The following is a 26,715-nucleotide window of genomic DNA, read 5'->3' as shown; positions in this document are numbered from 1 at the left end:
CATGACCTCCAAGCTCGCCGCGGTCCTGCCCGACCTCGCGCCCTGGCGTTCCTCGAAGGACTTCCGTCTGCTGTGGGTGCAGGGCCTGGTCACCTACCTCGGCAGCGTGATGGCGCTGATCGCGCTGCCGCTCCAGATCAAGGACCTGACCGGCTCACCGCTCGCCGTGGGCGCCATGGGCGCGGTCGAACTGGTGCCGCTGATCGTCTTCGGCCTGTACGGCGGTGCGCTCGCCGACGCGGTGGACCGGCGCAAGGTCATCGTGCTGACCGAGGCCGGACTGGGGGTGCTGGCCGCCGTCCTGCTGGTCAACGCGCTGCTGCCGGAACCGATGCTGTGGCCGCTGTACCTGGTGGCGGCCGGAGTCGCCGCGCTCGCCGGACTCCAGCGTCCCGCGCTGGACGCGATGCTGGCCCGGATCGTCCCGCACGACCAGCTCGCCGCGGCGGCCGCGCTCAACGCCCTGCGCTGGCAGGCCGGCGCGATCGGCGGCCCGGCGCTGGCCGGCCTGGTGGTGGCGTACGCGGGCAACAGCCCCGCCTACGCCATCACGGTCGTCTGCTTCGCCGTGTCGGTCCTGATGTGCCGCCGGCTCTCGCCCGCGCCGCCCGTCGAACACGCGGCCAAGCCGTCACTGCGCGGCATCGCCGAAGGCGCCCGGTACGCCTGGTCCAGGCCGGTGCTCCTCGGCACGTACGCGGTCGACCTGGCGGCCATGTTCTTCGCCTTCCCCAACGCCATCTTCCCCTTCCTCGCCGACGAACTGGACGCCGACTGGTCGCTGGGGCTGATGTACTCGGCGGGCGCCGTCGGGTCGCTGCTGCTCAGCCTGACCAGCGGCTGGGTGTCCCGGACCAGCCGGCACGGGCTGCTGGTGGTGTTCGGGGCCGCCGGCTGGGGCCTGGCGATGGCGGCGGCCGGCTGGACGTCGAACGTCTGGCTGGTGCTGCTCTGCCTCGGCCTGGCGGGCGCCGGGGACATGCTGAGCGGACTGGGCCGCTCCACCATCTGGAACCAGACCGTCCCCGACCGGCTGCGCGGCCGGCTCGCCGGCATCGAGGTCCTCTCCTACAGCGTCGGCCCGCAGCTCGGCCAGGTGCGCGCCGGGGCGATGGCCGGCTGGACCGGCGTCCGCCCGGCCGTCTGGAGCGGCGGCCTCGCCTGCGTCGCCGCGGTGGGCCTGCTCGCCGCCGCGCTGCCCGGACTCGTGCGCTACGACGCCCGCACCGACGAGGACGCCCAGCGACGGCGAACCGGCCAGGACCCGACGGCCGCCACCGGCCCGTGACAGCCCGCCGTCACCCGGCCGGCCCGCCCGAGCCACTGGTCACACCAACGGCCCGCTGCCCGTGCACGACACGGCCGTCCACCGTGCCGGCGTGCCGCTGTGCCGCCGTCCCTCGTGCCGCCGTCCGCCCGGCGGCACCCGGCCGACCCGCTGATCGCACCGGCGGCCCGCTGCCCGTCCACGGCACGGCCGTCCACCGTGCCGGCGTGCCGGCGTGCCGCTGTGCCGCTGTGCCGCCGTCCCTCGTGCCGCCGTCCGCCCGGCGGCACCCGGCCGACCCTCTGATCGCTGATCGCACCGGCGGGCCCGCTTCCCGTCCACCGCACTGCCGTCCACCGTGCCGCCGTCCCTCGTGCCACCGTCCCTCGTGCCGCCGTCCCTCGTGCCACCGTGCCGCTGTGCCACCGTGCCGCCTGCCGCCGTCCGTCTGCCTCGCGCGTCGTGCCGGCCGCGGCGCCTCGTCGTGGCGGACGGGACGCCGGCGAAATTCCTTGGCGCGGTGGCCGGAAGGGCGGAAGACTCGGTCCATGACCGACATGGGGGCGTTCCGGGAAGCGGCCACCGCGTGGGCGGCCGGCGGTCCCGGCGACCTCGCTCGCGAACTGGCCGCGCGGCTTCCCGTCCGCACGGCCGTGCTGCTCGAAGGGCTGAGCGACGCCGCGGCGGTGACCGCGCTGGCCGTCCGCCGCGGCCGGGACCTCGCGGCCGAGGGCGTCTGCGTCCTGCCGATGGGCGGCGCGATGAACATCGGGCGCTTCGCCCGCATCCTCGGCCCGTCCGGCCTGGGCCTGCGGCTCACCGGACTGTGCGACGAACGCGAACGCCCCTACTACAGCCGTGCCCTGGCGCGGACCGACGCGGCACAGGAGGGCTTCTTCGTCTGCGCGGCGGACCTGGAGGACGAACTCATCCGCGCGCTCGGCGTGCCACGGGTGCAAGAACTCGTCCTGGCGGAGGGCGACTCGCGCGCCCTGCGGACCTTCCTGCGCCAGCCCGCCCAGCAGGACCGCACCCCGCAGCAGCAACTGCGCCGCTTCCTCGGCACGAAGAAGGGACGCAAGATCCACTACGGCCGTGTCCTGGTCGAGGCCCTCGAACCCGACCGCGTACCCGCACCGCTCGACGCCCTGCTCGCCGGCCTCCGGCCACCGCCCGCAACCGGAGACGGTGACCCGTCGACCGAGCAGTCCGCTTCCGGATCCCGTCGGCGCCCGCAGACTCCGAGATGACCGCGCGATACTTCGCGACGGCACCCTCCGCGCCAGCACCCTCCGCGCCAGCACCCTCCGCGACGGCACCCTTCGCGACGGCACCCTCCGCGACGGCACCCTCCGCGCCAGCACCCTCCGCGAAGCCCGACTCACCACCACCGAACCTCTCGGTGCCCCGGCAGCCCCGCCCGTGCCACGGCACGGCGCCTCACACGGTGAACTCCCGTATCACCGTGTTCCGGAACACCGCACGGCCGTCGATGGTGAACAGCGCGAGCCGGTCGTCGATGAGGTACGGGAACACCTCGGAGGTGTGCACATACCGGCCGTCGTCCACGAACACCTCCACCGACGTGCGGTCCACCAGGATCCGCAGCCGCACCCGCCGCGCCGACGGATCGAACGGGCTCTTGCTCTCCTGCCAGCGACCCGAGGCGTCCGGGTTGACGGTGGACCTGCGGTTGAGGAAGGCGTAGTCGCGGTACACGCCCGCGTCGACGTGGCGGCCGCCGTCGTTGGAACGGCGCAGTTGCAGACCTGCGCCGGTGAGCTGGTCCCAGGTGATCTCGCAGCTCACCTCGTAGGCGGTGCCGCGGTAGTCGAGCACACGCGTGCCCTCGACCTCCAGGTCGCCGAGTCGCACCGTGCGTGAGACGTACCGGTCCAGGGCGGCGACCGGGCGGGAGGCGAGGTGGTAGGTGCCGGTGGCGGCGCGCTTCAGGGTCACCTCGCGGACGATGGAGTCGGTGCCGTTGAAGCCGTCGGTGTCGATGGTGGGCGTGGTGTTGGCGTAGTCCCAGTTGTTCAGCCAGCCGATGGCGTAGCGGGCGCGCTCGTCGAGGGTGCCGCCGGCGCTCCGCTTCTCGAAGGTGACGGCGCCGTACCAGTCCCAGCCGTGGTCCAGCCACTGCGGGTCGGCCGCGTCGGGCGTGAAGGCGCTGCCGTCGAAGGCGCCGGTCCAGTAGGCGTACGTGTTGGGCAGCCCGGCGCCCTTGGCGTTGGCGCTCACTCCGAGCACCCACTTCACGGTGCCGTCCTCGGCGGTGATCCGGAACAGGTCGGGGCACTCCAGCACGCCGATGCCGTCCTTGACGAAACCGCCGGCGTACCTCCACGCCTTCAGGTCGGCCGAGTGGTAGAAGCCCACCTTGTTGTTCTCGGCGAGCGCCATCACCCACCGGCCGCGTTCCTCGTCGCGGATCACCTTCGGGTCGCGGAAGTCGCGGCCGCCGGGATTGGGCAGGACCGGGTCGGTGCCGTGCGGGCGGAAGGTGCGGCCGCCGTCGGTGGAGTAGTACAGGTACTGGGCCTGCGCACCGCCCGTCGGTTCCATGGTCGCGAGCACGACCACCGCGCCGGCGCCGAAGCCCGCCGTGTCGCGCGTGTCCACGACCGCCGAGCCCGACCACACGTCCCCGTTGGGCGTGGTGTCCTTCGGGACGGCGATGCCGCGGTCGGTGAAGCGGACCAGGTCGGTGCTGGTGACCAGGCGCCAGGCGGTGCCGGCCGTGGTGCCGCCGGCGAAGTAGTCCGGGTTGTACAGGTAGTAGTAGTGGTACTCGCCATCGATCCAGACCGGGCGCTGCGGATCGTTCATCCACTGGTCGGGGACGGTGAAGTGGTACGCCGCCCGGTAACTGGCGCAGGCCGGGGCGGCGTTGCGGGGTTTCGCCGCGGCAGAACCCGCCGTCGGCAGGAGGGCGGCGCCGGCACCGGCGGCGGACCCGGCGAAGAGCGCTCGTCTGGACAGTCCACGCATCACACATCGTTCCTCTCGTTCGAACGAGCCCCGCAGGCGGCGGCTCGGAACGGCGGCTCCTGTGGAACCAGGACTGTAGACCTAACTCGTTAAAGGTCAAGGGGTTCCCGAGTCTTGACAGGGTCGCGGCGATGTTTCCATCATCGTCGGCATCACTTCTGAACTAACACGAGTTAGGCCCGTCCGATGACCGACTCGCACACCCGCCGCAGCCTGCTGCGGTACGGCGCCTACGGCGCGGCGGCCGCCGCGCTGGCCGGCACCGCCGCCTCCTGGGACCGGCTCACCGCGGCCGACATCCCCGGCCGCGACGACGGTTCCCTCGTCGTCGCCACCCTGGGCCCCGCCTACGGCCCGGCCGCCGTGCGCACCCTCACCGAGGGCTTCGCCGAGCAGTACCCCGACATCAAGCTCCGGATCAACGCGGTGCAGGCCGTCGACTGGTCGGACTTCTTCGCCAAGATCCTCACGCAGATCGCCGCGGGCACGGCCCCCGACCTGGTCTACGTCGCGACGGAGGGCGTGCAGTTGTTCGCGCAGCGGCTCGGGCTGCCGCTGGACCGCTGGGTCCGGCGGGACGCCGACGAACTGCGGGAGTACTTCGCCGACGTCCACCCCTCGCTGGTGGAGTCGATGATGTACGAGGGCAGCCTGTACCAGCTGCCCGTGGAGTTCAACGCGGCCGACATGTACCTCAACCGGCAGGTGCTGCGCCGGGCCGGCGCGGACCGCCCGCCGGCCGACTGGACCCGCGACGACTTCACCGCGCTGCTGCGCCGGATGAAGAAGTCGAGCGACTCCCACTTCACGCCGTACTTCTGGACCAACCGGCTGTGGGGCGGCGTGGTGCCCTGGCTCTTCGCCAACGGCACCAATCTGCTGGCCGAGTCCAAGGCGCCAGGCGGCGACTGGCTGTGGGACACCTTCTATCCGGCGGACCAGCGGCAGGGCCGCGGCGGCGGCTTCCGCTGGACCACGCCGCAGGCGACCGGCGCCCGCTTCGAGGAGACGTACGAGTACCTGGCCTCCCTCATCGAGGAGGGCCTGTGCACCCGTCCCGAGGGCGGCAACGGGCAGAACCTGGTCGGTGTGTTCTCCACGGGCCGGGTCGGGGTGACGCCCGCGGGCGGCTTCTGGGCGGGCGGCCTGCACCAGGCGGGGATGCCCGCCGACCGCTACGACGTGCAGTACTTCCCGCGCTGGCGCACCCAGCGCCACCAGTTCGGCGGGGCGGGCTACGCGCTGCTGCGCACCTCCAAGCGGCAGGAGGAGGCGTGGGAGTTCATCAAGTACGCCGCCCGCAAGGACACCCTGACCCGGCTGTTCACCACCAACCAGACCACCCCGGCGCGCCGTTCGATGCTGACCGCCGACCGCTACCGGGAGACCGGCCCCGACCACTGGCGGGTCTTCTACGACACCCTCGACCGGTTCCCCGACACCGGGCCCATCCCGGCGCCGCCGCAGGTCGCCGAGGTGGAGCAGGTGCTGCTGAAGCACACCGGCACCGCCCTGTCCTCCCCGCGCGCGGTGCGTCCGGCGCTGCGCCGGCTGCAGGGCGATCTGGAGAAGGCCATGGAGCGTGACGCATGACGAACACCCAAATTCCGCCGGCCCGGTCGCAGTCGGCGCCCCGGCCGCCCGCGGCCCTGGTCCGTCCCTCCGCGCGGGAGCGCGGCACACGGCTGCTGGCCACCGTGTTCCTGGCGCCGACGATCGTCGGCATCGTCGTCTTCACGGTCGTCCCGATCGTCGGCTCGGTGGTGCTGAGCCTGTTCCACTGGAACGTGATCGACTCCCCGCGGTTCGCCGGGGCCGCCAACTACGGCGAGGTGTTCGGCGACTCGACCGTGCTGGTCTCCTTCCGCAACACGCTGCTCTTCATGGTGCTGGCGGTCGCGCTGCAACTGCTGGTCGCGCTGGTACTGGCGATCACGGTGAACGGGCGGATGCCGCTCTGGCTGCGGTCGGTGTTCCGGTCGGCGTTCTTCTTCCCGCTGGTGCTGTCCGCGGCGTCCATCTCCGTGGTGATGAAGTACCTGTTCAACCAGGACTTCGGGCTGGTGAACTGGCTGCTCGGCCTGGTCGGGATCGCACCGGTGCCCTGGCTGACCTCGGAGAACGGGGCGATGGCGGCGGTGATCCTGGTCTATGTCTGGCAGCAGTTCGGGTTCTCGTTCCTGCTGTTCGTGGGCGGCCTCAACAACATCCCGAAGGAGGTCCACGAGGCCGCCGCCCTGGACGGCGCCACCGGGCTCCGCAAGCACCTGCACGTCACCCTGCCGCTGCTGTCGCCGACGCTGCTGGTGGCGTCCGTGGTCGGCATCATCAACGCGCTCCAGGTCTTCGAGCAGCCGTACGTGCTGACCAACGGCGGTCCCGGCGACTCCACCCGCACCGTCGTGATGGTCATCTACGAGACCGCCTTCGAGCAGCTGCGGTTCGGCACCGCGTCCGCGGTGGGCGTGCTGCTGTTCGTGCTGATCATGGCGGTGACCGCCCTCCAGTTCCGGCTCAGCCGGCGTTTCGTCCACTACCAGTGAGCCGGGTGAGTCCCATGAGCCACACGACCCTGACCACCGGCCGGGTGCGTCACTCCCTCGCGCCGTGGGCGCGGATCGCCGGACTGGCCGTCTGCGCCCTGCTGACCCTCGGTCCGGTCATCTGGACCGTCTCCACCTCACTGCGCACTCCGGCGGAGTCGTTCGACCTGCCGCCGCAGATCGTTCCCTCCGAGCCGACCGTCGAGGCCTACCGCGGCGTGTTCGCACAGATCGACGTCTGGCTGCTCGCCCTCAACTCCACGCTGGTCACGGCGCTGATCGCGGTCGGCCAGATGATCACCGCGGGACTCGCCGGATACGCGTTCGCCCGCCTGGAGTTCCGGTTCAAGAAGCCGCTGTTCGCCCTGGTCCTGGCGACCATGATGGTGCCGTTGCAGGTCACCATCGTGCCGGTGTTCCTGGTGCTGAAGTCGATGGGGCTGACCGACACCCTGCTCGGACTGATCATTCCGGCCTTCCCGACCGCGTTCGGCACCTTCCTGATGCGCCAGTACTTCCTGGGCATGCCGAAGGACCTGGGCGAGGCGGCGATGCTCGACGGGGCGGGCCCGTGGCGGGTGTTCCGCTCGGTGTACGCGCCGCTCGCCGCGCCGGGTCTCGCGATCGTCGGCGTACTGGCCTTCAACTACCACTGGAACGAGTTCTTCCGCCCGCTGATCCTGGAGACGTCCGGCCAGAACTACACGCTGCCGCTGGGGCTGGTCTCCCTCCAGGGCAACCTCGGCACCGGCTCCGTCTCGGTGGTGCTCGCCGGTGTGGTGCTGTCCATGATTCCCGCCGTCGCCGTGTTCGTCGTCGGTCAGCGCCCTCTCCGCGAGGGCATCACCTCCGCAGGAGTCAACCGTTGAGCCTCGACCGCAACGCGCCGCGCTTCCGGGTCCGTCCGCCCGCCCACTGGATCAACGACCCGAACGGTCCGTTCCGTTGGGGCGACCGCTACCACCTCTTCTACCAGCACAACCCGGGCGCGCCGGTGCACGCCGACGTCCACTGGGGCCATGCCTCCAGCCCCGACCTGGCCCGCTGGCAGCACCACCCGATCGCGCTCGCCCCGACGCCCGGCGGGCCCGACGAGGCGGGCTGCTGGTCCGGCTGCGTGGTCGACGACGACGGAGTCCCGACGGCGGTGTACACGGGAATCGACCACCACCACACCGGCCTCGGCGCCATCTGCCTGGCCCGCGCGGCCGACCCGGGCGACCCGGCGCTGACCGAGTGGAAGCCGCTGCCCGTGCCGGTGGTGCCGGGCCCGCCGGCCGGCCTGGACGTGGTGATGTTCCGCGATCCGTTCGTCTTCCGGCACGCCGGCCGCCGCTGGGGCCTGGTCGGCGCGGGCCACGCCGACGGCACGCCCTCCGTCCTGCTGTACGACTGCGACGACCTGACCGACTGGCGGTTCGCCGGTGTGCTGCTGGACGGCGACGACCCGGTGGCCGTGGACGCGTTTGGCGACAAGGCCGTCGGCTGGGAGTGCCCACAGTTGCTGGTGACTCCGGGAGGGGACTGGGTGCTGGTGGTGTCGCTGTGGGACGGCGACCCGAGCGCGACCGGCTACCTGACGGGCAGTCTGGAAACCTCGGCCGACGGAGAGTTGCGGTTCGCGCCGCGCACCGGCGGCGCCCTCGACCACGGCCGTGACTTCTACGCGCCCGCCGTCCTGCAAGAACCGGAGCGGGCGCTGATGTGGGGCTGGTCCTGGGAGTCCCGCGGGCCCGGCGAGGCCGAGCGGGCGGGCTGGGCCGGTGTGCTCACCGCGCCACGCGTCGTCGACGTCCACGCCGACGGCACCCTGCGCGTTCTGCCGGCGCCGGAGTTGGACGCGCTGCGGGCAACGGAGCCGTTCGTCACGGCACCCGTCCCGGGCACACCGCTCCCGGACGCGTACGACCTGACGGTCACCGCCCGAGCGGTCACGACGGTCCGCCTCGGGGAAGGACTGACGCTGCGCATCGACCCCGCCGAGGGCACCCTGACCGTACGGCGGGCCGGGCGGCCCGCGCCGGTGGAGGTGCGGGTGCCGCGCGGCCCGGAGCTGGACGTCCGCGTCCTCGTCGACGGTTCGCTGTACGAGGTGTTCGCGGGCGACCGGGCCACGGTGACCGAGCGGGTCTACCGGGGCCCCGGCGACGCGCCCGAACTGACCGTCACCGGGCCCGAAGCCGCCGTCACGGCATGGGAGTTGTCCGGACCCACCCTGAACTGATCACCATGCGGGCGCAGGACCGCGCCGGACGGGCCGTTCCCGTCCGGCGCGGCACACCGCTGTCCCGGCGCGGCACGGCGTCCCGGGGTGGCCGCCGCCTCGTCACCCGGTCGGTACCGGACCCACCGACGAGCGGGTCACCAGCGGGCAGGCCAGGCGGCGGACGGTGGCCGGCGGGGTGCGGCCGGTGGTGATGGCGTCGAGGACGAGGCGGGTGGCGGCCTCGCCCATCTCGCGGTGGGGGAGGGCGACCGTGGTGAGCGGCGGCGTGAGGAAGGCGGCCATGTGTTCCTGGTCGTCGTACCCGACCAGCGACAGCTCGCCCGGGACGGCGATGCCGAGCCGGGTCGCGGCGTGCAGGGCGCCCGCCGCGACCCGGTCGTTGTAGCAGAAGACGGCGGTGGGTCGGCGGGCCGGATCCACACCGTCGAGCAGCCGCACCGCTCCCTCGTAACCCCCGGCGATCTCTCCGCCGGTGCGCACCACCCAGTCCCTGGGCACGGTGATCCCCTCGGCGCGCAGCGCGTCGCGGAAGCCGCGCAGCCGCTCGACGGACGCGATGTCGTCGAGACCGCCGATGTGGGCGATCCTGCGGTGCCCGTGGTCGAGCAGCAGCCTGGCCGCCGTACGGCCGCCGGCCCGCTCGGCGGGGATGACGGCGGGCAGGGAGTCGTCCTCCGGCAGGCAGTTGGCGAGGACGGAGTGGGTGCGGTGCAGCCCTTCGGGGACGCGGACCCGGCGCAGCGACATGGCGGCGTAGATGATGCCGTCGACCCGCCGGTCGAGGAGTTCGGCGACGGCCGCGTCCTCCTTGGCCGGGTCGCCGCCGGAGTCGATGGTGAGGACGAGGTGTTCGCTCGACCAGGCCGTCTCCATGGCACCGCGCAGCAGCCGCCCCGCGAACGGCGAGGACGCGATCTCGTCGGTGACCAGCCCGATCACGGCCGTACGGCGGCGGCGCAGGCCGCGGGCGACGGGGTCGGGCCGGTAGCCGAGCTGGGCGGCGGCCTGCCGGATGCGTTCCTGGGTGGCGGGGGAGAGGTTGCCCTGGGCGCGGCCGTTGAAGACGAAGGAGACGGCGGTGTGCGACACGCCGGCGAGCCGGGCGACGTCCCGCGAGGTGGGACGCCCGGATCCCGTCGTAGGTCTGCCCTCGGCGCTCGTCATGACATCCGCCGTCCTCTGCTTCCCCGCCCGTACCGTTGATCGTTGTTCAGCCTAACGGGACACGGCCGTCGCCGGCCGCTCCCTCCTCCCGCCCGGCGGCCCGAGCGGGGACGGGGCGTGCCGGAAGCGGGAAGGAAGGGGCGCGGGGCGATCGACAGCCCTCCGGGGAGCGGGAGAAGGAGATCCCCGGCGTACACTCCCCGGATCCCCCCAGGACGTCCCGAGCACCCGTCGTCCCGGCCGATGCACGTAGAACAGTGAGGTGAGAGGCCCTGTGTTCACGACCCGACCGACCCTCCAGGGAACCTTCGGCATGGTGTCCTCCACGCACTGGCTGGCCTCGCAGTCGGCGATGGCCGTGCTGGAGGACGGCGGCAACGCCTACGACGCGGCCGTGGCCGGAGCGTTCGTCCTGCAGGTCGTCGAGCCGCACCTCAACGGCCCGGCCGGCGAGGTGCCGATCCTGATCGCACCGGCGGGCGGTCAGGTGCGGGTGCTGTGCGGGCAGGGCGTCGCACCGGCCGGGGCGAGCGCCGCCCACTACCGCGGCCTCGGCCTGGACCTCGTCCCCGGCACCGGGCCGCTCGCCGCGGCCGTGCCCGGCGCCTTCGACGCCTGGATGCTGCTGCTGCGCGACCACGGCACCAAGACCCTCGCCGACGTCCTGAAGTACGCCATCGGATACGCCGAGGACGGCCACCCGCCCGTCGAGCGCGTCGGCGAGACCGTCGAGACCCTGCGGGAACTGTTCGAAACGGAGTGGACCTCCTCGGCCGAGGTGTACCTGCCCGGCGGCCGCGCACCCCGCCCCGGTGAGCTCTTCCGCAATCCCGCCCTCGCCGCCACCTGGAAGCGGCTGCTCGCCGAGGTCGCCGGAGCGGGGGACCGGGAGGCGCAGATCGAGGCCGCGCGGGAGGTGTGGCGCACCGGCTTCATAGCCGACGCCCTGGTCCGGCAGGCACAGCGGCCCACCCTGGACACCAGCGGCGAGCACCACACCGGCACGCTCACCGCAGCCGACCTCGCCGGCTGGTCCGCGACCTACGAGAGCCCGGCCACGTACGACTTCCGCGGCTGGACCGTGTGCAAGGCCGGCCCCTGGAGCCAGGGCCCGGTGCTGCTCCAGCAGCTCGCGCTGCTCCCGCCGGAACTGCCCGAGTACGGCTCCGCCGACTACCTGCACCTGCTGATCGAGGGCTGCAAGCTCGCCATGGCCGACCGCGAGGCCTGGTACGGCGACGCCGCCGAGGTGCCGCTCGACGACCTGCTGTCCGCCGAGTACAACGCCGAGCGGCGCACCAAGGTCGGCCCGCGCGCCTCCCACGACCTGCGGCCCGGCAGCCCCGGCGGCCGCACCCCCCGGCTGAGCACCCACGCGCGCGACGTGGCCGCGGACGAACCCGGCTCCGGCCCGATGGGCGCCGGCGAGCCCACCGTGGCCAAGAGCCCCACGTCCCCCGTGCCCGGCGAGCCGGACGTCTCCGGCGACGGCCGCACCCGCGGCGACACCTGCCACCTCGACATCGTCGACCGCTGGGGCAACATGATCGCGGCCACGCCCAGCGGGGGCTGGCTCCAGTCCAACCCCGTCGTGCCCGAACTGGGCTTCCCGCTGGGCACCCGGCTGCAGATGACCTGGCTGGAGGACGGCCTGCCCAACACCCTCACCCCCGGCCGCCGCCCCCGGACCACCCTCACCCCGTCGATCGCGCTGCGCGACGGCGTGCCCGTCATGGCGTTCGGCACGCCCGGCGGCGACCAGCAGGACCAGTGGCAGCTGCACTTCTTCCTCGCGGTGGTCCTGCGCGGGCAGGTGCGCGGCGGACTCGACCTCCAGGGCGCCATCGACGCCCCGAACTGGCACAACGACAGCTTCCCGGGCTCCTTCTACCCGCGCGGCATGCGCCCCGGCAGCGTCACCGTCGAGTCCCGCACGGACCCGCGGGTGGTGGACGGGCTGCGGCGCCGCGGCCACCGGGTGACGGTCGGCGAGCCGTGGTCGGAGGGCCGGCTCTGCGCGGTCGCCCGGGACCCCCGCACCGGTGTCCTGTCCGCCGCGGCGAACCCCCGCGGCATGCAGGGCTACGCGGTGGGCCGCTGACCCACGCCCCGAACGGCCCGGCGCTCCGATTTCATGCCGATTCCACCCGGAGTGCACCGGGCCGGTGGGGATTGTCAGTGGCGCGTGCTCTCATGGAGACATGATCGAGGACAACGAAACCATCGACGAGTTTCTCGGCCGGCACGCCCTGGACGTGGAGGAAGCCGTCCGGAAGGCGGCGGCGCAGGAGATCATGCCGCGCTGGCGGCGCCTCGCCGCACACGAAGTGGATCTCAAGACCGGCCCGCACGACCTGGTGACCGACGCCGACCGCAAGGCCGAGCTGTATCTCACGGAGGCCCTGCCCGCCCTGCTGCCCGGCTCGGTCGTGGTCGGCGAGGAGGCGGTGCACGCCAACCCGGCGTCGTACGAGGCGATACAGGGCGACGCGCCGGTCTGGATCGTCGACCCCGTCGACGGCACCCGCCAGTTCGTGCACGGCGACCCCGGCTTCTGCACCCTGGTCGCCCTCGCCCGGCGAGGCGTCGTGTACGCCTCCTGGACCTACGCCCCCGCCCGCGACCAGCTCGCCACGGCCGTCCGGGGACACGGCGCCCGCCTCGACGGCGAGCGGCTGCACGCCGGTTCCCCGGAACCCGGCCGTGACCTCCACGTGGCCACCTCCCACCCGGACTACACGACGGACCAGCAGAAGCGGGCCCTGCTCGGCCTGTGGACGGACGGCGTGGCACCGCGCGCCTGCGGCTCCGCCGGCCTGGAGTACCTGGCCGTCGCCCGCGGCGAGCTGGACGCCACCGCCTTCAGCTGGGAAGCGGCCTGGGACCACGCCGCCGGTGTGCTCCTCGTGGAGGAGGCGGGCGGCAGCCACCTCACCCGCGCGGGCCGGCCCTTCGCCGTCCGCGGCGGCAACACGCTGCCCTTCACCGCGGCCCGGGACGCCGCCACCGCACGCCGGGTGGTGGAGCTGCTGTCGGACGGAGCCTGATCTCCCGGCCACGGGGCCCCGGCATATCCTGATCCTCCAGTGGCCGCCGGCTGACAAAGGAGTCCGAAGGTGCCGTCGATGCTCGATGCGGTCGTGGTGGGGGCGGGGCCGAACGGGCTGACCGCCGCCGTGGAGCTGGCCCGGCGCGGCTTTTCCGTGGCCCTCTTCGAGGCGCACTCCACCGTCGGCGGCGGCGCACGCACCGAGGAACTCACCCTGCCCGGCTTCCGGCACGACCCGTGCTCCGCCGCCCACCCCCTCGCCGTCAGCTCACCCGCCTTCCGCGCCCTCCCGCTGGAGCGCTACGGCCTGCAGTGGCTGCACCCCGAACTCCCCATGGCGCATCCCTTCCGGGACGGCACGGCCGCCGTGCTGTCCCGGTCCGTCGGGGAGACGGCGGCCTCGTTCGGACCGCGCGACGCCGGCGCGTACCGCCGGCTCGTGGAGCCCTTCCTGCCCAGGTGGGACACCCTGGTCCGGGACTTCATGTCCCTGCCGCTGACCGCGCTGCCCCGCGACCCGGTCACCCTCGCCCGCTTCGGCCTGGTCGGCCTGCCCCCGTCGACCTGGCTCACCCGCCGCTTCCGCGACGAGCGGGCCCGCACCCTGTTCGCCGGCCTCGTCGCCCACGTCATGGCACCCCTCGGCGGCCTGGCCACCGGCGCCGTCGGCCTGGTCTTCGCCCTCGCCGCGCACGCCCGCGGCTGGCCCGTCGCCCGCGGCGGCTCCCAGGCCATCTCCGACGCCCTGGCCGCCTACCTGAAGGACCTCGGCGGCAGCATCCACACCGACTACGAGGTCAAGCGCCTCGACGACCTGCCGCCCGCCCGCGCCTACGTCTTCGACACCTCGCCCACCGCCCTGGCCCGCATCGCCGGCTTCGGCAACCACTACGCCCACTACCGCTACGGCCCCGGCGTCTTCAAGATCGACTACGCCCTGGACGGCCCCGTGCCCTGGACCGCCCCGCAGGCCCGCGCCGCCGGCACCGTGCAGATCGGCGCGGACAGCGCCGAGATCGCCGCCGCCCTGCGCGCCGCCTCCCGCGAGCACCGGGCCCCCGACACCCCCTTCCTCATCACCGTCCAGCCCGGCGTCGCCGACCCCACCCGCGCCCCCGCGGGCAAGCACGTCTTCTGGGCCTACGGACACGTCCCCAACGGCTGGACCGGCGACCTCACCGACGCCGTCGAACGCCAACTGGAGCGCTACGCCCCCGGGTTCCGCGACCGCGTCCTGGCCCGCGCCACCGCCGGCCCGCCCGAACTCGCCGCCCGCAACGCCAACTACGTCGGCGGCGACATCGCCACCGGCGCGGTCTCCGGACTCCAGACCCTGCTGCGCCCGCGGCTGTCCCTGTCCCCGTACACCACCCCGCACCCGGCCGTGTTCATCTGCTCGTCGGCCACCCCGCCCGGCCCCGGCGTGCACGGCATGTCGGGGCACAACGCGGCGAAGGCCGTCTGGAGGAGGCTCCGGCAGACATGACCCCCACCATCACGCTCGTCCGGGGCGACATCACGCGGCAGAGCGCCGACGCGATCGTCAACGCGGCCAACTCCTCCCTCCTCGGCGGAGGCGGAGTGGACGGCGCGATCCACCGCCGGGGCGGCCCGGAGATCCTCGCCGCCTGCCGGGACCTGCGCGCCTCCCGTTACGGCAAGGGCCTGCCCACCGGCCGGGCGGTCGCCACCACCGCCGGACGCCTCGACGCCCGCTGGGTGATCCACACCGTCGGCCCGGTGCACCAGGGCCCCGGCAGCGATGCCTCGCTGCTCGCCTCCTGCTACCGCGAGTCGCTCCGGGTGGCCGATGAACTGGGCGCCCGCACCGTGGCGTTCCCGGCCGTCTCGGCCGGCGCCTACGGGTGGCCGATGGACGACGCCGCCCGCATCGCCGTGGAGACGGTGCGGGCCACCGAAACGGCGGTCGAGGAGGTCAGGTTCGTGCTGTTCGACGAGCGGGCCTTCACGGCATTCGCCGCGTACGTCGACGCGAGCCGTTAGAGACGACCGCTCTTTCCGGAGCCCGGTGCGGCACACGACGAGGGCTCCGTCGTACTCGACCGTCCGACGGAGAAACGATCAAAATCGCACACGGATCGACAGAATGATTGCTTCATTTGTGGTCGAGTTCTAGGGTGACGCTGGCTCAGTAGCCGCTCCGTCACCATGCGTCGTCATCCGACATGCCCTCAGTCCGCGCAGCACTCTGTCGTACCGAGGAAGGCCACGGTCATGCCGTACCCGCACGTGTCCCCCGCCGACCGGCCCCACCGCCCCGAACGCCCCCTCGTCAGCCGCCGTCGGCTGCTGGAGTCCGGCGCCGCCGTGCTCGGCGCCCTCGCCCTGTCGTCGTCCGGCGCGGCGCACGCCGCCGGCCGGCCCGCGGCGGCCGGCGAACCACCTCAGTGGAACGACTTCACCGTGTTCCGGCTCGGCACCGAGCCGCCGCACACCACCCTCATGCCGTACGGCGACCTCGACCAGGCCCTCGCCGCCGACCGCACCCGCTCGCCCTACCGGCTGAGCCTCGACGGCACCTGGAAGTTCGCCCACGCCGACCGGCCCGAGGACCGCGACACCGACTTCCACCGCACCGACACCGACGACAGCGGCTGGGAGACCATCCCGGTGCCGTCCGTGTGGCAGCTGCACGGCCACGACCTGCCGGTCTACCTGAACATCACCTACCCGTACTGGGGGCCCAACGGCCGCGGCGAGGACCCGCAGCCGCCCGCCGCACCGACCCGCTACAACCCGGTCGGCCAGTACCGGCGCACCTTCACCGTCCCCCGCCACTGGGCCGGCAGACGGACCTTCCTGCACTTCGAGGGCGTCAAGTCCGCGCACTACGTGTGGATCAACGGCGAACTCGTCGGCTACGACGAGGACTCCTACACGCCCTCCGAGTACGACATCACCGACCACCTGCGGCCCGGCACCAACCAGATCGCCGTCGAGGTGTACCGCTACGCCGACGGCGACTGGCTGGAGGACCAGGACATGATCCGGCTGAGCGGCATCTTCCGCTCGGTCTACCTCTACTCCACCCCGACCGTGCACCTGCGCGACTTCAAGCTGGACACCCCGCTGGACGACACGTACACGCGGGCCGAACTGGCCGTCACCGCGAGCGTCCGGGCGTACGGCGGCGAGGGCGGCGGCCGGTACACCGTCGAGACGCAGCTGTACGACGCGCGCGGCCACGCGGTCTGGTCCCGTCCGCTGCGGGGGACCGCCGACCTCGGCACGGCCGCCGCCGGCACGGACGTCACCGTACGGGCCTCCCGGGCCGTGCCGAGCCCCCGGCTGTGGTCGGCCGAGGACCCGTACCTGTACACGGCCGTCCTCAGGCTCCGCGACCCGGCCGGCAAGGTGGTCGAGACCCTGTCGCACCGTGTCGGCCTGCGCGAGTTCGCGCTGAAGGACGGGCTGATGCGGATCAACGGGCGGCCCGTCTCCTTCCGCGGCACCAACCGGCACGAGATGCACCCGGCCCGCGGCACCGCCCTCACCCGCGCGGACATGGTCGAGGACGTCACGGTCATCAAGCGGATGAACATGAACTCCGTCCGCACCTCGCACTACCCGAACAACCCGCTGTGGTACGAACTCGCCGACGAGTACGGCCTCTACCTCGTCGACGAGACCAACCTCGAGACGCACGCCATCCGTTCCGAGTACCCGGGCGACCACCCCGAGTGGACCGCCGCCTGCGTGGCCCGCGCCCAGAACATGGTGCACCGCGACAAGAACCACGCCTCGGTGGTCATCTGGTCGCTCGGCAACGAGGCCGGCGGCGGCACCACCTTCCACGCCATGCACGACTGGATCCGCTCCTACGACCCCACCCGCGTCATCCAGTACGAGGGCGACGACCGGCCCGGCATCAGCGACATCCGCTCGGAGATGTACGACACCCCGGCACGTGTCGAACAACGGGCCGAGGACACCACCGACACCCGGCCGTACGTGATGATCGAGTACTCCCACGCGATGGGCAACTCCAACGGCAACTTCAAGAAGTACTGGGACCTCGTCCGGCGCCACGACGTCCTCCAGGGCGGCTGGATCTGGGACTTCGCCGACCAGTCGCTGACCTGGCCGGTCCCGCGGCGCATCCTGCTGACCGAGGAGGGCCCTGCCGGGCTGCGCGGCGAGATCCTCGCCGCCTCCGGCACTTTCGAACGCGGCAAGGGCCTGTCCGGCGGCACGGTCTTCGCCCGCGACGAAAGCCTGGACCTCACCGGCTCGCTCACCCTGGAGGCCTGGGTCACCCCGCACTTCACCGGCTACCACCAGCCGATCATCGCCAAGGGCGACACCCAGTACGCCCTGAAGCAGAACAACCGGACCCTGGAGTTCTTCATCCACTCCGGCGGCCAGTGGATCACCGCCACCTGGACCGTGCCCGAGGACTGGACCGGCCGCGAGCACCACATCGCGGGCGTCTTCGACGCGGACGCCGGCACCCTCACCCTGTACGTCGACGGTGAGCGGCGGGCGACCCGCACCACCGACCGGCTGCCCACCGCCAACACGGCCTCCCTGTCCCTGGCCACCGACTCGGACAACCAGATCCGCGAATTCAGCGGCACCATCCGCCGGGCCCGCGTCTACGCCCGCGCCCTGACCGCCGGTGAACTCGCCGACGGCGGCCGGGGACCCGGCGACGACGGCGTGCGCTTCTGGTTCGACGCGGCGACCGCCGAGGCGGAGCGGAAACAGGCGCGGGAGAAGACGTTCTTCGCGTACGGCGGCGACTGGGGCGACAACCCCAACGACGGCAACTTCGTCGCCGACGGCATCGTCACCGCCGACCGCGGCCACACCGGCAAGGCCGCCGAGATCAAACGCGTCTACCAGGCGGTCAACGCCGCACCGGCCGACGGCGGCCCCGGCGCGGTCACCCTCACCAACGAGTACCTGTTCACCCACCTGACCGCGTTCGACGGGCACTGGGCGCTGGTGGCCGACGGCACGGTCGTCCAACGCGGCCGGCTCACCCGCGACCAGCTCGACGTCGCCCCGCTGAGCACCAAGGACATCACCGTGCCGCTCCGGCTGCCGGACGACCCGGCACCCGGCACCGAGTACTTCCTCGAACTCTCCTTCACCACCAAGGAATCCACCCCGTGGGCGAAGGCCGGCTTCGAGGTCGCCCGGCAGCAACTGCCCGTCGACGCCGGCAGCCCCGCCGTCACCCCCGTGCCCCTCGACCGCGTCCCCGGCCTGCGCCACGAGGACACCGCCGGTGATGTCACCGTCACCGGCCGGGATTTCACCGTCACCGTCGACAAGAGCAGCGGCACCATCACCTCCTACGAGGCCGCCGGCGTCCCGCTGATCACCTCGGGCCCCGTGCCCAACTTCTGGCGCGCGCCCACCGACAACGACCTCGGCAACGGCCAGCACGTCCGCAACCGGACCTGGCGCGACGCCGGCGCCCGGCGCAAGGTCACCGACGTGCGGGTCCGCGCCCTGCGCGACCGCGCCGTGGAGATCACCGTCACCGGAACCCTGCCGACCACCGTCGAGTCCCGGTACAGCACCACCTACACCGTCTTCGGCAACGGCGAGATCAGGGTCGACAACACCCTGCACCCGGGCGCCCGGGACCTGCCGTACATCCCGGAGGTCGGCACGCTGCTCCTCCTGCCGCGCCGGCTCGACCGGCTGCACTACTACGGCCGCGGCCCGGAGGAGAACCACTGGGACCGCCGCACCGGCACCGACGTGGGCCGGTACTCCTCGACCGTGGCCGACCTGTGGACGCCGTACATCCGACCGCAGGAGAACGGCAACCGGACCGACGTCCGCTGGGCCGCCCTGACCGACCGCGACGGGCGCGGGCTGCTGGTGTCGGGCGAACCCCTCCTGGAGGTCAACGCCTCGCACTTCACCCCGGAGGACCTGTCCACCGGGGCCCGGCACGACTACCAGCTGACCCCGCGGGACGCGGTCGTCCTGCGGGTCGGCCACCGGCAGATGGGCGTGGGCGGCGACAACAGCTGGGGCGCGCACACCCACGACGAGTTCAAGCTGTTCGCCGACCGCGACTACGCCTACACCTACCGGCTGCGCCCGCTCACCGACGTGGACGAGGCGACGGCGGCCTCGCGCAGGCCCACGGCTTCCGAGTAGGACGCACACTCCCGGGAGCCCGGGGTAACCGGGCTCCCATGGGTGAGGTTCTGGTAGGGGCCTGTTCGTGGACGGACCCGCAGCTCGTGAAGAGCGGCTGGTATCCGCGTGGACGGCGGGACGCCGAGGGACGGCTGCGGCACTACGCGTCGCGGCTGCCCCTCGTCGAGGTGGACTCCGCGTACTACGCGCTGCCGGGCCGGCGCAACAGTGAGCTGTGGGTGGCGCGCACCCCGGACGGGTTCCGTTTCGACGTCAAGGCGTTCTCGCTGCTGACCGGCCATCCCACACGCCCCGGTGCGCTGCCGCCCGACCTCAGGACCCGGCACGCGGACGGGACACGGCGGCGCGAACCGGCGGACCCCGCGCTGCTGGACGAGGTGTGGAGGCGGTTCGCGGAGGGGATCGGGCCGCTGCGCGAGGCCGGGCGGCTGGGCACCGTACTGTTCCAGTTCCCGCCCTGGTTCGCGCCCGGCCCTCGGGCGGAACGCACGCTGGAGGACTGCGTACGGCGCGCGGCGGGCTGGCCGCTCGCCGTCGAGTTCCGGCATCCCGCCTGGTGGGCGGCGGAACGGGCGGACGACACCCGCGCCCTGCTGACCGGGCTGGGCGCGACGGCCGTGGGCGTGGACACGGTCCAGGGCACCACCGGTTCACTGCCGCCCGTCGTGCCCGTCAGCCGCCCCGGCCTCGCCGTCGTGCGCTTCCACGGCCGGAGCGCGGCCTGGGGGAGGGGCAGCAAGGAGGACCGCTTCCACCACGACTACGACGTGACCGAACTCGCCGCCTGGGTGCCCCGGTTGCGGCGTGCGGCACGTCAGACGGACACACTGCACGTGCTGTTCAACAACTGCTGCGCGGACGCCGCCGTACGCGCCGCCGAGAGCATGCGGGAGCTGCTCACTCGGCGGCGTCGCTGAGGCCCAGCCGCAGGTGCTCCACGTGGTAGACGGCCTGGTCCAGCAGTTCGGCGACATGGTGGTCGTGCAGCGCGTACACGACCGAGCGGCCGCGGCGCTCGCCGACCACCAGGCCCAGGTTGCGCAGCAGCCGCAGCTGGTGCGAGCAGGCCGACTGCTCCATGCCCACCTCGGCCGCCAACTCCGTGGCCGGGAGCGGGCCTTCGCGCAGCCGGGCGAGGATCAGCAGGCGTGAGGGTGTGGACAGGGCCTGGAGCGTGGTGGCGACCTTCGCGACGTTGTCCGCGTCCAGGCGGACGCGCTCGGCGTCGTCCTGCGCGGCGATGACGGCTCCATGACCCATGGGGACCATCCTACCCATTGCACATGAACGAATGAATGAGTCTTCATGTGTTCCTGTATGGTGGTCGGGTGTCCGTGACTCTCGCTCCCTCGTCCCCGTCGTCCACCGGCCTGCCGGTGACCCGCCGCCGCACCCGGGTGCTGGCCCTGCCGGAAGCACGGTGGGCGCTCGTCTCCCTCGTGGCCTTCCTGCTCGGCCTCGCCGCGGACCTCGGCGGCGCCTCGCCCTGGATCAGCGGCGTCCTGTACGCCGTCGCCTATGTGTCCGGCGGCTGGGAACCGGCCCTCGAAGGACTGCGCGCGCTGCGCGAGAAGACCCTCGACGTCGACCTGCTGATGATCGTCGCCGCGCTGGGCGCCGCCGCGATCGGGCAGGTCCTCGACGGCGCCCTGCTCATCGTCATCTTCGCCACCTCCGGCGCCCTGGAGGCCCTGGCCACCGCCCGCACCGCCGACTCGGTGCGCGGCCTGCTCGACCTCGCGCCCACCACCGCGACCCGGATGACCGACGGCGGCGAGGAGACCGTGCCCACCGCCGAACTCGCCGTCGGCGACGTCCTCCTGGTCCGCCCGGGTGAGCGCATCGGCGCCGACGGCACCGTCCAGGACGGCGTCAGCGAGGCCGACCAGGCCACCATCACCGGCGAGTCCCTGCCGGTGGTCAAGCGCCCCGGCGACGAGGTCTTCGCCGGCACCCTCAACGGCACCGGCGCCCTGCGCGTCCGCGTCGACCGCGACCCGAAGGACTCGGTGATCGCCCGCATCGTCGCCCTGGTCGAGGAGGCCTCCCGCACCAAGGCGCCCACCCAGCTCTTCATCGAGAAGATCGAGCAGCGCTACGCGGTCGGCGTGGTCGTGGCCACCCTCGCCGTGTTCGGCATCCCGCTCGCCTTCGGCGAGAACCTCACCGACGCCCTGCTGCGCGCCATGACCTTCATGATCGTCGCCTCGCCGTGCGCGGTCGTCCTCGCCACCATGCCGCCGCTGCTGTCCGCCATCGCCAACGCCGGCCGGCACGGCGTCCTGGTCAAGTCGGCGGTCGCCATGGAACGCCTCGGCGAGATCGACGCGGCCGCCCTCGACAAGACCGGCACCCTCACCGAGGGCACCCCCGAGGTCACCGCCGTACGCCCGCTGCCCGGCTCCGGACTCGACGAGGACGCCCTGCTCGCGCTGGCCGCCTCCGCCGAACACCCCAGCGAGCACCCGCTGGCCCGCGCCGTGGTCGCCGCCGCGCAGGCCCGGAACCTGCCGCTGGCGCCCGCCGCGGACTTCACCGCCCTGCCCGGACGCGGCATCACCGCCACCGTCGACGGCCGCGTGGTGACCGTCGGCCGCGCCGAGGCCACCGACACCACCGACGGCGAGACCGTCATCCGCGTCACCCGCGACGGCACCCCCGTGGGCACCCTCGCCCTGACCGACCGCCTCCGCCACGACGCCCCGGCCGCCACGGCCGACCTCACGGCCCTCACCGGCACCGCCCCCGTCCTCCTCACCGGCGACAACGAGCGGGCGGCCGCCCGCGTGGCCACCGCGACCGGCCTCACCGACGTCCGCGCGGGCCTCCTGCCCGAGGACAAGGTGAACGCCGTACGGGACCTGCACACCGACGGCCGCAAGGTCCTCTTCGTCGGCGACGGCGTCAACGACGCGCCCGCCCTCGCCGCCGCCCACGCCGGCATCGCCATGGGCCGCGCCGGCTCCGACCTGGCCCTGGAGACGGCCGACGCCGTCGTCGTGCGCGACGAGCTGGCCGCCGTCCCCGCGGTCGTACGGCTCTCCCGCACCGCCCGCCGCCTGGTGCTGCAGAACCTCGTCATCGCGGGCACGGCCATCACCGTCCTGGTCCTGTGGGACCTCATCGGCCACCTCCCGCTCCCGCTCGGCGTCGCCGGCCACGAGGGATCGACCGTGCTGGTCGGCCTGAACGGACTGCGGCTGCTGCGCGAGTCGGCCTGGCGATCCGGAGGACCGCAGGACACGCAAGGGTGATGTCGGATTCCCGCCAGACCCGGTGCCCTTGCGTGCCCGATCCTTGAGGCATGCAGAAGGGGATGCACATCGACACCGAGCGCTGCGTGCGCGCCGTGCGGTCCAAGGACGCCCGGTTCGACGGCTGGTTCTTCACCGCCGTCCTGACCACCGGCATCTACTGCCGGCCCAGCTGCCCGGTGGTGCCGCCGAAGCCCGAGAACATGGTCTTCCACCCGAGTGCGGCGGCCTGCCAGCAGGCCGGGTTCCGGGCCTGCAAGCGGTGCCGGCCCGACACCAGCCCCGGCTCACCGGAGTGGAACCGGCGGGCCGACGTGGTGGCCCGCGCCATGCGGCTGATCGCGGACGGAGTGGTGGACCGCGAGGGTGTCACCGGGCTCGCCGCCCGGCTCGGCTACAGCAGCCGGCAGGTCGAACGCCAGCTGCTCGCCGAGCTGGGCGCGGGCCCCCTCGCGCTCGCCCGCGCCCAGCGCGCCCAGACCGCCCGGCTGCTCATCGAGACCACGGACCTGCCGATGGCCGAGGTCGCCTTCGCGGCCGGCTTCTCCTCCATCCGCACCTTCAACGACACCGTGCGCGAGGTCTTCGCCCTCGCCCCGAGCGAGCTGCGCACCCGGGCACCGAGGAACGCCTACCGCAGCACCCCCGGCGTGGTGTCCCTGCGGCTGCCGTTCCGCGCCCCGCTCAACCCCGACAACCTCTTCGGCCACCTCGCCGCCACCGCCGTACCCGGCGTGGAGGAATGGCGGGAGGGCGCCTACCGCCGCACGCTGCGCCTGCCGTACGGACACGGCATCGTCTCCCTCGCCCCGCGGCCCGACCACATCGCCTGCCGCCTCACCCTCGGCGACCCGCGCGACCTCACCGTCGCCATCAGCCGCTGCCGGCGCCTGCTCGACCTGGACGCGGACCCGGTCGCCGTCGACGACCAGCTGCGCACCGACCCGATCCTCGCGCCCCTGGTCGACAAGGCGCCCGGCCGGCGCGTCCCGCGCACGGTCGACGAGGCGGAGTTCGCCGTACGGGCCGTCCTCGGCCAGCAGGTCTCCACCGCGGCCGCCCGCACCCACGCCGCCCGCCTGGTCGCCGCGCACGGCGAGGCGGTCGAGGACCCCGAGGGCGGCCTGACGCACCTCTTCCCGTCCGCGGCGGCACTCGCGGAGGTCGACCCCGACACCCTGGCGATGCCCCGCACCCGCCGCACCACGTTCACCACCCTGGTGTCCCACCTGGCCGACGGCTCGCTCAATCCGGGCATCGAGACCGACTGGGCCGAGACCCGCGCACGGCTCCTCGCCCTCCCGGGCTTCGGCCCCTGGACGGTCGACGTGATCGCCATGCGCGCCCTGGGCGACCCGGACGCCTTCCTCCCCACCGACCTCGGCGTCCGCCGCGCCGCCCGGGAACTGGGCCTGCCCTCGACGCCGGCCGCGCTCACCGCCCGCGCGGCGGCCTGGCGGCCCTGGCGGGCGTACGCGGTGCAGTACCTGTGGGCGACGGACAGCCACCCGATCAACTTCCTCCCGGTGTGAGGAAAGGGAGAGCCGAACCGATGAAGCAGCACACCGTGACCGACAGCCCCTACGGCCCGCTGACGCTCGTCGCCGACGACGGCGTCCTGTGCGGCCTCTACATGACCGGCCAGCGTCACCGACCGCCGGAGGAGACCTTCGGCGTCCCCGACGACACGCCCTTCGCCGCGGCGCGGGAACAGCTCACCGCCTACTTCGCGGGCGAGCTGACGGAGTTCACCGTCCCCCTCCGCCTGCACGGCACGCCGTTCCAGCGCCGCGTCTGGGAGGAACTGTCCCGCATCCCGTACGGCGAGACCCGCACCTACGGCCAACTCGCCGACGCCCTCGGCAACCCCAAGGCCTCCCGCGCGGTCGGTCTGGCCAACGGCCGCAACCCGATCGGCATCATCGTGCCCTGCCACCGCGTCATCGGCGCGAGCGGCGGCCTCACCGGCTACGGCGGCGGTCTGGAGCGCAAACAGCGACTGCTGGACTTCGAACGAGGAAGCGTGGGAGCCGTCGAAACCGTGCTGTTCTAGGGTCTGTCGTTTGGATCAGGTCGGCTGGGAGACGCAGCGCTTCTCAGCCCACCCGAGCGGGGCGTGGTGCGTGCAGCTGCAAGGCGGAGGAGGGCGGCGACGCGGAGCGTCGACAACCGACGACAACGCTGCAGATGTGCGTGCCACGCCCCGCGAAACCGACATGATCCAAACGACAGACCCTAGGTTCCGTTCAGGCGGCGATCCGGCGCAGCAGCAGCGGCAGCGCGGTGCCGATCGGCTCGCGGATCACCTCGTCCGCGAGGTCGTCGTACGGCGTCGGCTCGGCGTTGACGACGATCAGCCGGGCGCCGTGGTCCGCGGCCACGCCCGCCAGTCCGGCGGCGGGCTGGACCTGGAGGCTGCTGCCGGCGGCGACGAAGACGCTGCAGGCCTTGCTGATCGCCAGCGCGTCGGACAGCACCACGGGGTCGAGCCGCTCGCCGAACATCACCGTCGCCGACTTCAGGATCCCGCCGCACGCCGGGCACGGCGGATCCGGCTCGCCTGCCTCGACCCGGGCGAGAGCGTCCTCCATCGGGCCCCGCGCGTGGCAGGACGTGCACACCACGCTCCGGGCCGTGCCGTGCAGTTCGAGCACCTTGCGGTCCGGCAGCCCGGCGAGCTGGTGCAGCCCGTCCACGTTCTGCGTGATCACCCGCACCGGCACCCCGGACCGCTCCAGCTCGGCCACGGCACGGTGCGCGGCGTTGGGTGCGGCGCCGAGCGCGTGGGTCCGCAGCCGCATCTGCCAGGAACGGCGGCGGATCTCCGCGTCGCCCATGTAGTACTCGTACGTCACGAGCTTCTCGGCGTCGGGATCACGGCGCCACAGCCCGTTCGGCCCGCGGTAGTCCGGGATGCCGGAATCGGTGCTGACGCCGGCGCCGGTGAGGAGGGCGACGAGGGGCTTGCTCATGCGCCCGAGGGTAGGCCGCCGGCCACCGGACCGGCGAACGAATAAGCACCGGTGCGACGGACGCGTGCGACGGACGCGTGCGACGGGGCCGGTGGGGCCGGCGGGCCGGGCGTGGCCTGGTGGGGCGGGCGCGGACGGCGCCCGGGTGGAGCGGGGCGGACGGGCCTGGCGTGGCCTGGCGGGGTAGGGGTTGGGGGACGGGGGACGGACGGCGCCCGGTGTGGCGCGTGGATCGCGGGCCGCCGCCGGTTCAGCGCACCCGGTAGCCGTCCTCCAGCTCCGCGGTGCCCGAGCCGTCCGCGAGGACGTCCAGACCGGCCAGCACCCGTCGGCCCAGATCACCACGGAGGAAACCGGTCACGTCCTCGCGCGGCACGAGCCGCCACGACAGCAGCTCCGACTCCTGCAGGCGGATCGCCCTCAGCTCCTCCTCGCCGAGCACCCCGCCGTCGTACAGGTACACCACCACCGGAGGACGCGCGCTGCCCCGCACCCAGTCCACCGCCAGCAGCCGGCCCGGCTCCCGGTCCAGCCCGATCTCCTCGGCCGTCTCCCGGCGCGCCGCTTCCCGCGGACTCTCCCCGTCGTCGGACTCGATCGTGCCGCCGGGCAGCACCCAGCCCTCCCGGTAGTTCGGCTCGACGATCAGCACGCGTCCCTCCTCGTCGCGGAAGAGAACGGTGGCTCCGGCGAGGACCCGGGGCAGGGAGGCGATGTAGGCGGCGTAGTCCTGGGTGTCCTGAGTGGTGGTCATGCGGGAAGGGTAACGGCGGCGCGGGGCGCGTTCCGGGGGCCGGCGGCCGCCCGGTCGGGCGCACGGCAGCACACGCCGTCCCGTGACCGCCACCGGGCGGCGCGCACGCCGGGTGCACGGCCGGACGGCCGGATCCGTCAGCCGGCGGCGGCCTTCGGCGGCACCACGCGGATCCCGAAGCCGTAGGAACCGATCGCCTCGGCGACGCCCATGAACAGCAGCGCGTGCAGCTTCCTGGCCCCGGGCCGCCGCGATGCCGCCGAGGTCGAGCAGCGAGTCCGCCGGGGGGCCGAGTCCGCCGGCCGGCCGAGGTCGCCCGGCAGCCGCCGACCGACCGCCTGTTCGAG

At 73.3% G+C, this 26,715-nt stretch carries 20 protein-coding genes; 15 read left to right on the top strand and 5 right to left on the bottom strand.

The window, feature by feature from the left end; genetic code table 11:
- Position 1 precedes the first annotated feature (1 nt).
- On the top strand, positions 2-1,288 hold the full coding sequence (locus tag FGW31_RS05020; protein WP_142192114.1) for an MFS transporter: 1,287 nt from the start codon (positions 2-4) through the stop codon (positions 1,286-1,288).
- A gap of 527 nt (positions 1,289-1,815) precedes the next feature.
- Positions 1,816-2,517: a TOPRIM nucleotidyl transferase/hydrolase domain-containing protein gene (locus tag FGW31_RS05015; RefSeq protein WP_233452394.1), complete on the top strand. Its 702-nt coding sequence runs from the start codon at positions 1,816-1,818 to the stop codon at positions 2,515-2,517.
- 190 nt (positions 2,518-2,707) lie between these two features.
- Here FGW31_RS05015 and FGW31_RS05010 read toward each other — a convergent pair whose 3' ends face one another.
- Entirely contained in the window at positions 2,708-4,258 is a 1,551-nt protein-coding gene (locus FGW31_RS05010) for a glycoside hydrolase family 32 protein (RefSeq protein ID WP_142192113.1), read from the bottom strand.
- A 186-nt stretch (positions 4,259-4,444) separates the two neighbouring features.
- Between FGW31_RS05010 and FGW31_RS05005 the strand changes: the two genes are divergently transcribed.
- From FGW31_RS05005 to FGW31_RS04990, 4 genes are read left to right on the top strand one after another with little or no spacing between them, the layout of a single operon-like run.
- Positions 4,445-5,851, top strand: a complete 1,407-nt coding sequence (locus FGW31_RS05005) for an extracellular solute-binding protein (RefSeq protein WP_142192112.1) — start codon at positions 4,445-4,447, stop codon at positions 5,849-5,851.
- Positions 5,848-6,801 carry a carbohydrate ABC transporter permease gene (locus FGW31_RS05000; protein ID WP_142192111.1) on the top strand — a complete coding sequence of 318 codons (954 nt, stop codon included), beginning with the start codon at positions 5,848-5,850 and terminating at the stop codon, positions 6,799-6,801. Before FGW31_RS05005 ends, FGW31_RS05000 begins: the two co-directional genes overlap by 4 nt.
- A 14-nt stretch (positions 6,802-6,815) precedes the next feature.
- Positions 6,816-7,670 (top strand): carbohydrate ABC transporter permease, encoded by an 855-nt coding sequence (locus FGW31_RS04995; RefSeq protein WP_142192110.1) that lies wholly within the window; start codon positions 6,816-6,818, stop codon positions 7,668-7,670.
- Entirely contained in the window at positions 7,667-9,025 is a 1,359-nt protein-coding gene (locus FGW31_RS04990) for a glycoside hydrolase family 32 protein (protein ID WP_142192109.1), read from the top strand. Before FGW31_RS04995 ends, FGW31_RS04990 begins: the two co-directional genes overlap by 4 nt.
- A 102-nt stretch (positions 9,026-9,127) precedes the next feature.
- On the opposite strand, the gene FGW31_RS04985 is transcribed toward FGW31_RS04990, so the two are convergent.
- Positions 9,128-10,192 carry a LacI family DNA-binding transcriptional regulator gene (locus tag FGW31_RS04985; protein WP_142192108.1) on the bottom strand — a complete coding sequence of 355 codons (1,065 nt, stop codon included), beginning with the start codon at positions 10,190-10,192 and terminating at the stop codon, positions 9,128-9,130.
- Between the two features lie 274 nt (positions 10,193-10,466).
- Between FGW31_RS04985 and FGW31_RS04980 the strand changes: the two genes are divergently transcribed.
- The 6 genes from FGW31_RS04980 (at position 10,467) to FGW31_RS04955 (ending at position 20,305) form a co-directional block, all read left to right on the top strand.
- The gene (locus tag FGW31_RS04980; RefSeq protein WP_142192107.1) at positions 10,467-12,293 is read left to right on the top strand and encodes a gamma-glutamyltransferase family protein; all 1,827 of its coding nucleotides are present in this window, start codon (positions 10,467-10,469) and stop codon (positions 12,291-12,293) included.
- A gap of 100 nt (positions 12,294-12,393) precedes the next feature.
- Positions 12,394-13,239, top strand: coding sequence for an inositol monophosphatase family protein (locus FGW31_RS04975; RefSeq protein ID WP_142192106.1), 846 nt, complete (start codon positions 12,394-12,396; stop codon positions 13,237-13,239).
- Between the two features lie 78 nt (positions 13,240-13,317).
- Positions 13,318-14,727, top strand: a complete 1,410-nt coding sequence (locus FGW31_RS04970) for a phytoene desaturase family protein (RefSeq protein WP_142192105.1) — start codon at positions 13,318-13,320, stop codon at positions 14,725-14,727.
- Positions 14,724-15,245 (top strand): O-acetyl-ADP-ribose deacetylase, encoded by a 522-nt coding sequence (locus FGW31_RS04965; protein WP_142192104.1) that lies wholly within the window; start codon positions 14,724-14,726, stop codon positions 15,243-15,245. The genes FGW31_RS04970 and FGW31_RS04965 overlap by 4 nt, the downstream gene beginning before the upstream one ends.
- A 231-nt stretch (positions 15,246-15,476) precedes the next feature.
- Positions 15,477-19,385 carry a glycoside hydrolase family 2 TIM barrel-domain containing protein gene (locus tag FGW31_RS04960; RefSeq protein ID WP_142192103.1) on the top strand — a complete coding sequence of 1,303 codons (3,909 nt, stop codon included), beginning with the start codon at positions 15,477-15,479 and terminating at the stop codon, positions 19,383-19,385.
- 38 nt (positions 19,386-19,423) lie between these two features.
- The gene (locus tag FGW31_RS04955; protein ID WP_142192102.1) at positions 19,424-20,305 is read left to right on the top strand and encodes a DUF72 domain-containing protein; all 882 of its coding nucleotides are present in this window, start codon (positions 19,424-19,426) and stop codon (positions 20,303-20,305) included.
- Here the strand turns inward: FGW31_RS04955 and FGW31_RS04950 are convergent.
- Positions 20,286-20,648 carry an ArsR/SmtB family transcription factor gene (locus tag FGW31_RS04950; protein WP_142192101.1) on the bottom strand — a complete coding sequence of 121 codons (363 nt, stop codon included), beginning with the start codon at positions 20,646-20,648 and terminating at the stop codon, positions 20,286-20,288. The genes FGW31_RS04955 and FGW31_RS04950 overlap by 20 nt on opposite strands.
- Positions 20,649-20,683: 35 nt before the next feature.
- On the opposite strand from FGW31_RS04950, the gene FGW31_RS04945 reads away from it, so the two are divergent.
- The 3 genes from FGW31_RS04945 (at position 20,684) to FGW31_RS04935 (ending at position 24,695) form a co-directional block, all read left to right on the top strand.
- Positions 20,684-22,642: a heavy metal translocating P-type ATPase gene (locus FGW31_RS04945; protein WP_142192100.1), complete on the top strand. Its 1,959-nt coding sequence runs from the start codon at positions 20,684-20,686 to the stop codon at positions 22,640-22,642.
- A gap of 62 nt (positions 22,643-22,704) precedes the next feature.
- The gene (locus FGW31_RS04940; RefSeq protein ID WP_142192358.1) at positions 22,705-24,174 is read left to right on the top strand and encodes an AlkA N-terminal domain-containing protein; all 1,470 of its coding nucleotides are present in this window, start codon (positions 22,705-22,707) and stop codon (positions 24,172-24,174) included.
- Positions 24,175-24,194: 20 nt separating this feature from the next.
- Entirely contained in the window at positions 24,195-24,695 is a 501-nt protein-coding gene (locus tag FGW31_RS04935) for a methylated-DNA--[protein]-cysteine S-methyltransferase (protein WP_142192099.1), read from the top strand.
- A gap of 193 nt (positions 24,696-24,888) precedes the next feature.
- Here the strand turns inward: FGW31_RS04935 and FGW31_RS04930 are convergent, their stop codons facing one another.
- Both FGW31_RS04930 and FGW31_RS04925 read right to left on the bottom strand, forming a co-directional pair.
- Positions 24,889-25,614 carry an SIR2 family NAD-dependent protein deacylase gene (locus FGW31_RS04930; RefSeq protein ID WP_142192098.1) on the bottom strand — a complete coding sequence of 242 codons (726 nt, stop codon included), beginning with the start codon at positions 25,612-25,614 and terminating at the stop codon, positions 24,889-24,891.
- Positions 25,615-25,864: 250 nt separating this feature from the next.
- Positions 25,865-26,368, bottom strand: coding sequence for an NUDIX domain-containing protein (locus tag FGW31_RS04925; protein WP_142192097.1), 504 nt, complete (start codon positions 26,366-26,368; stop codon positions 25,865-25,867).
- Positions 26,369-26,715: the final 347 nt, after the last annotated feature.

The organism is Streptomyces calvus (genome assembly GCF_006782915.1).
Classification (GTDB): Bacteria; Actinomycetota; Actinomycetes; order Streptomycetales; family Streptomycetaceae; genus Streptomyces; species Streptomyces calvus.
Note: the sequence above shows the minus strand (reverse complement) of the source record. Positions and strands in the feature narration are given on the sequence as shown.